7 protein-coding genes are annotated in these 6,266 nt (G+C 34.3%); all 7 read left to right on the top strand.

Annotation, left to right across the window (positions count from 1 at the left end; translation table 11 throughout):
* Positions 1 to 1,044 (top strand): TIGR02594 family protein (locus tag C6H17_RS08690; protein ID WP_104731402.1); only part of this gene is annotated, 1,044 nt, incomplete at its 5' end.
* Positions 1,041 to 1,454, top strand: a complete 414-nt coding sequence (locus C6H17_RS08695) for a hypothetical protein (RefSeq protein WP_005220040.1) — start codon at positions 1,041 to 1,043, stop codon at positions 1,452 to 1,454. The genes C6H17_RS08690 and C6H17_RS08695, both read left to right, overlap by 4 nt.
* The gene (locus C6H17_RS12535) at positions 1,435 to 2,289 is read left to right on the top strand and encodes a hypothetical protein (RefSeq protein WP_020995765.1); all 855 of its coding nucleotides are present in this window, start codon (positions 1,435 to 1,437) and stop codon (positions 2,287 to 2,289) included. The genes C6H17_RS08695 and C6H17_RS12535 overlap by 20 nt, the downstream gene beginning before the upstream one ends.
* Complete coding sequence (locus tag C6H17_RS08705) at positions 2,286 to 2,696, top strand: hypothetical protein (RefSeq protein ID WP_005220038.1); 411 nt, start codon at positions 2,286 to 2,288, stop codon at positions 2,694 to 2,696. The genes C6H17_RS12535 and C6H17_RS08705 overlap by 4 nt, the downstream gene beginning before the upstream one ends.
* 140 nt (positions 2,697 to 2,836) lie before the next feature.
* Positions 2,837 to 3,187: a hypothetical protein gene (locus C6H17_RS08710; RefSeq protein WP_005220037.1), complete on the top strand. Its 351-nt coding sequence runs from the start codon at positions 2,837 to 2,839 to the stop codon at positions 3,185 to 3,187.
* Between the two features lie 112 nt (positions 3,188 to 3,299).
* Positions 3,300 to 5,609 (top strand): glycoside hydrolase family 19 protein, encoded by a 2,310-nt coding sequence (locus C6H17_RS13025; RefSeq protein WP_233714110.1) that lies wholly within the window; start codon positions 3,300 to 3,302, stop codon positions 5,607 to 5,609.
* A gap of 10 nt (positions 5,610 to 5,619) precedes the next feature.
* Positions 5,620 to 6,266 (top strand): hypothetical protein (locus C6H17_RS12540; RefSeq protein WP_199768869.1); only part of this gene is annotated, 647 nt, incomplete at its 3' end.

The raw sequence follows: 6,266 nt of genomic DNA on the forward strand, positions 1-6,266 counted from the left end.
GCCTACCAAAAGACACCAGCCTATAAAGTAAAGAATTATGCCACCCATACCAAACTAGACTATAATCCTCCTTTGTCGCTTAGATTCAATGGTAATGAATTAGAAATATTAGAGTGGGGGGAAGTGAAAGGGGATAAAATCTTTGCCCTTAATCCTTTTAATCTTAGTAATCCAAAAGAATTAATTCTAGAATCTAAAGACTATACAATAAATCTCAATACTCTGCCAATTATCATAAGTCCAAGAGAGAAATATAGACTCACTATCCTCAATACACACAATAGCAATATAGCCACGATAACCAACACTAATACACAAAACATTATCAATCCTGAAATATTCATTGATGATGACTTTTGCAAACTCATACACATACTACAACAATACAAAAGTCAATATAAAGTGAGTGTGGTAAGGTTAGAGGTGGGGTATGGGGAAAGGAAGAGCGAGATTGATTTGAGAGGAAAAAGAACGCCAAATGGTGGAGTTGTAGAGTGGATTTCGCAGTTTGATAACGGTGGGGGAACAGCATGTTTTGATACCTGCAAAAAAATTTTAGTAAATTCTGGGTTAAGTAGCAATTCTGCTTCACCAATAACTAGATTCCAAGTAGCTAAAGAAAACAAAAAACTTTTACAATCAACAAATCAAAGCGAATATCTTGTGGTAGATGTTCAAACTGCAAAAGATGGTATAGCATATTTGGATTCTGAATTAGAATCTGGTTATCCTGTATTAGTGGGAGTAGATTATGAGTTTGATAGAAAAATAAAATTAAAAAATGGTAAGATAGACTATCCCAACAAAACAGACTACACGACAGACCACTACATTGTTATTGTGGGTAGAAGATATGATGAAAAGAACTTGTATTACCTATTTTATGATGTGGGAACAAATTCCATTAATGAAAAACAATATAAGGCTGGCTCAAACGACAATAATCGTTTATTTTTACAAAATGATTATTCTTTAAGAGGGCAATCACAAATTCCTTCCAAACATTTTTATGTCGTAACTCAAATTAGAAGGAATATACGATGAAAGCAATGGTTTTACTCTGTATCTACCTATGCGGATTATATGCAAATAATTTGGATATAGTAGATTCTAAAGGCAGGAGTTTTTGGGACAAAAGATTTGTTGTGTATGATACAGATACATCATTGATAATAAAAACTTGCAAGAATAAAGAATGGTTTGAGGAGCAAGGATTGCAATTTGATAGAGAAAGTAGGAGCATAATAGCTTATACCCCTATGGAACGCATAGTTTTGGAAATACAAGATTCTAAAGATAATATAATACTTCAGGGAGATGAATTTATTTTTCTGTTTACTGATGCTATGAAACATAATCCTCAAGATAAATATAGTTTAAAGTTTTTAGATGATAATTCAATTCAATGGTGTATGTTTGGGGAGTGCGAAAAATATGTGCTATGTCCGAAATAATGATAATAAACAGAGTGGCATAAGAACTTATGATAATACTTGGTATTCCCTCTCAAGAAATAAAGAGGGAGCAAAACAATGGGGCACATACAATATCCCTATCTATACTGATAAAGACTGCACCAATACAATAGAATCCACCACACAAAGAGAGAATTTCTATATTCATGGAGGAGAAAGCTATGGCGATAATGGAGGGATAGACTTAAGCAAAGAAGACACTAGATTTTTTAATACTTTAGAATCTCTAAAACAAGAATATAAAGAAGTTTTAGAATCTATCAAAGATGATAAAGGTAGAATCATTATAAAACTAGAGGTGGAGTATGAGGAAAGAAAAAGCAATAAGATTTATTCCATAGAAGATGCAAAAGAAGCCTTAAGAGTTATTTATAATAAATATGGAGAAGAAATGGCAAAAATCATTGAAAAAATGTATAGAAGCGAAACTGCACATTTTACATCTGGACAATATAAACATACAGGAACAGGTGGTATGGAGGTTTTTGGGAAACCACCATATTATGGTTGGGATAGTAAATTTTTTGAGCAAAATCCAAGTTATACACCAATAGGTATATGGTCAGCTTTTGAGGGTAAGGGCTTAAGTGAGCAAGGTGGAAACCCCCAAGTCAAAGATAAAAAGAAACAATTTGTGGTAATGCCCTCCGTTTTAGCAGGAATGGAATATAAAGCTTACTATATTAATAAACATAATGGGAATTGGGCAAGGTGGCATTCAACTCAAACGCAAGCACAAGAAGCATACAAAAAGGCTATTGAGCAAATTAAGGCTCGTATAATTGATGAAATTAAAAAGGACAACACGCAATGAAAAAACTATGTATAGTTTTTGCTTTATTCATAAGCTTAGGATATACACAAGAAGCCAAGCTAACGCAGGTATATTTTGATGAGAATCTTACAAATTTGCGCTGTGTAAAGATTTTTGTTAATCTTGTCAAAAGCAGTGATTTTGATTTCAAATCTTGGAGTGGGGATAAAAGTATAGAGTGGGTTAAGGAACATATTTCATTTGAATTTGACACTTGGGATAAACGCATAATTCTTGCTAGATTGTTTTTTGATTGGCAAGATTCTAGGAACGATGAATTTCAGGGCACAGGAACAATAGGCTTTGTAGAATATGATAGACAAACGCAAAAACTGCAAGATGTTAATCTAGAAGTATCATTGCACTTTGATAAACGCTTGGCAAAAAGCTTAGAATCTTGCGATTGAGAAAGTATTGCAAGAAATAAGAGGATACCTAAAGGCATAAAAATGTTAATAATAAAACCAAGCCAGACTTTTTTACAAAACCAAAAGGATCAAAATACCATTTATACGATGGTAGCAATCTCAATTTTTAAGGAGCAACAATGAACAAACTACTAGCAATAATACTAGGGGATAAGCAGGAATATATAGGAGGCAATCTTGATATTACCTCACAATCACAAGGCAACATCTCTACACAAAAAGGCTTATACACCCATTCTCAAACCCTATCTTTTCAAGCTCAAGATTCTACAAGTATAGAATCAGATTCTATCTATATGAATGCACAATCAGACATTATACATACTACAAGCAATCAAATCCTCCACCAAGTAGGCGATACCCAAATCATTGCTAAGGGAGACTCTGTTATAATAAAAGCAGGTGGAGTTGAAGTAGTTATAGATTCTAATGGGCTTGTAGTAAAAGGTGGGGAGATTAAGAGTGAGTAGAGAATAAGGGGGAGCAGATAATGAATCAGAGATACGCATTAAAACATAGAGCACAAAGAAATACATAGCAAATAAAGATGTAAGGACTTGATATTATAAACAGGATACAATAATGGCTGATACAAGAAATATAACATGCTATATAAAGCCAATGCTAAAGGGCAAAGGCAATATTGCTAATCTCACTTTACGCATTGATAATAAAGATATAACGGCTACCACAAACACCAAAGGCATAGCGACATTTGAACTTGAGATAGCCAATAACGAATTAGCAAAGCATATATATTTTTCCATAGATTCTGATGAGTATGTATTAGATAATCACAACCATTGTGTGCCATTACACCATACTACAAAACCTAGTGCTTTTCCACTATCCCTAAATCTTAGCATAGCTATTGAAAGTATTGCAATGTATAAAAAAGAACATCAAGATAACCAAGAGATACAAAAAGAGATAGTTATGGCACAAGTAGATTCTCACACGCAAACACCACAGGAGCAAACTATCTATGTAGAAACCACACTTAAAGGATATAATGCAAAGCAAAATGAGGGCAAACTCCCAAAAATACAATATAGCTATATTGTAAAATCCCTAAATGATCCACTCCTTCCAATCTCAAAAGCACAACCACTTACTTTCACATCACATACACCAAGCAATAGAATCATAAGCTTTAATCTCAATGCAAAATTTACCTACACTATCACAGAAAATAACACACAAAAAGAAATAACAGATTATCTCAAAGATAATCAACAACTTATCATTTTTGCATACACAAAATCTCCAGCCTATACTACAAGCTATGGCACTCCTCATGCTATCCTAACCATAAGCCAATACCCTATACTAGAGCTTTCATATGGCACTGCTAGGCTTATTATGCAAGATAAAGAAAAAAACAAAGACTTTGCTATCAAACATAGCATTATGCCCTATCTCATCACGCATTTTGATAATATAGACACACCTTATACAATCACTAAAAAAGATTCTCATCTACTCATCAGCAATGCTCATAACAAAACGCTAGAGATTCATAAATCTGCACAAGAATCTGCACAGCAAGAATCCACACACCAAAGCTCAACAACACAATCCCAATCCACACAAGAGGATACTAAAATCTATATAGATAATACAACATTTGACAACCTAGCAATTCTCACAGCCCTACTCACACTCAATGAAAATGACAAAGTATCACTCTGTGTGCGTTTATGCTACAAAATCACGCTAGATATGCTAAAAGAAGTATTTGAATATAATAAAGCAGTGGGTAATGCTAAAACAAGAATGGATACTATGTTACCCCAAATGGTAGAGGAGCTAAATAGAATGCAAGACAATAAACCCATGTATATGCACTACAATCTTGATACAAGAGCAAGACTAGAGCATTTCTTTGCCCAATGCTATGTAGAAGTTGGAGGTAGTGCGTTTAGGCTAGAAGAGGGGTTGTATTATCATGTTAGAGGGTTAGTGCATACTTTCAGCTATTATTTTGCCAACAAAGAGAGAATCAAAGAAGCTCTCAATGATGGCAGAGCCACAAAGCCAGATGATTACAATATGAAAGACATCTTAGACAAAGCACCAAGTAAGTATAAGGCAAATATTACCAAAGCTATCAAAGATTTAGTCCAAGACTACACAAGCACTTGCCTCAATCCCTTGCCTAAAACCAATGGAGCAATAAGCCAAAGCACCAACGCCACAGAGATAGAAAAGACACTAAAAGCAGAATCTAAAAAGAAATTTGATTCTAAAAAAGCCTACTCCCCCATAGAGCTTATAGAATCTTTTAAAGAATATCAGTCTTACCCTGCAATCCAACTCGCCTTTAGACACGCTGCAATCTCTCTAGCACAGGGTGCAAACTATGAGATACCATACAGCACAGAATCTAATAAGGCTTTTATCCTCATCGCTCAAGCGATAGCGAATCATATAGTAAATAAGAGGGGGGATAAAAAGGCTCAAACACAAACTTTGGCTAATAAAGTCTATGCTGATGAGAATCGCTCGGATAGCAATAAACTAGGCAATACACAGCAAGGCGATGGTTATAACTTTAGAGGTAGAGGAGTAATACAGCTTACAGGGAGGAGCAACTACACAAGATTCCAATCCTACTATAACAAGCATTATCCAAACGATACCAAAGACTTCCTAAACAATGAGGAACATAGAAAAGCATTGCTTGATAATGGCAAGATAGCTTTGCTTAGTGCGGTGTGGTTTTGGAATCACACAGAGTGTTATAAGATTGCAGATAAACAAACTAGCAATAATGCCAATGAAATAGTCAAGCAAATAACCAAAAAAGTTAATGGTGGCTATAATGGTTTAGATGAAAGAGTTAAGCAATACACAAGAATCAAAAATGCTAACATTTTTAGAGATTTTTAAAGGAAGTATTATGAAAAAGTTAATACTTATGTGCTTGGTAATAGCCACAATGTTTGCTAATGTGGAAAGCACAAGCAAAAATCCTTTTGATAAAATTGCCCCACTAGATAAAATAAGAGCAGGAAGTGATAATATAATATATCAATGGGAGGACGAACCATTACCGAGCTTTGATTGCGATAAAGATACCAATACCGCAGAAACTTTGATTTGTTTTGGTCGTTGGCGATATAATGCGGTCTTGGATAACTTTTATACAAGTTACTATCATATCATAATGCAAAATATTCCAGACGATAAAAAGGCAACAATCAAAAAAATAGCAAAAGAAATGATAAAAGAAAGAAATAATGAGGTGGAGCAGGCAGATGAGGAAATACAGAAATACAATAATGAAATGTATACCGATGAAGAACGAGTGGGCAAGAGAAGTGGGCTACAATTAAGTTGGGAAGAGTCGATAGGCGACATAATATCGGCACACTATAAATCAGCAATAATGGAATTTACACGCTTTATCCTACAATATGACCCACATCTTTTTATGCAAATATTTCATACGCACACAGAGGAGTATAAAATAATTTTTCAGGATAAAGAAATAGAATATTATGATGTTTTAGGAGCGTTATATCTTGACAACCTAATCGACAAAAC

This window comes from Helicobacter rappini, assembly GCF_900198625.1.
Taxonomy (GTDB): domain Bacteria; phylum Campylobacterota; class Campylobacteria; order Campylobacterales; family Helicobacteraceae; genus Helicobacter_A; species Helicobacter_A rappini.

Excerpts from the sequence above, each read along its gene's own strand:
- C6H17_RS08695 (WP_005220040.1), top strand. The coding sequence starts at position 1,041 with ATGAAAGCAATGGTTTTACTCTGTATCTACCTATGCGGATTATATGCA.
- C6H17_RS12535 (WP_020995765.1), top strand. The coding sequence starts at position 1,435 with ATGTGCTATGTCCGAAATAATGATAATAAACAGAGTGGCATAAGAACT.
- C6H17_RS08705 (WP_005220038.1), top strand. The coding sequence starts at position 2,286 with ATGAAAAAACTATGTATAGTTTTTGCTTTATTCATAAGCTTAGGATAT.
- C6H17_RS08710 (WP_005220037.1), top strand. The coding sequence starts at position 2,837 with ATGAACAAACTACTAGCAATAATACTAGGGGATAAGCAGGAATATATA.
- C6H17_RS13025 (WP_233714110.1), top strand. The coding sequence starts at position 3,300 with ATGGCTGATACAAGAAATATAACATGCTATATAAAGCCAATGCTAAAG.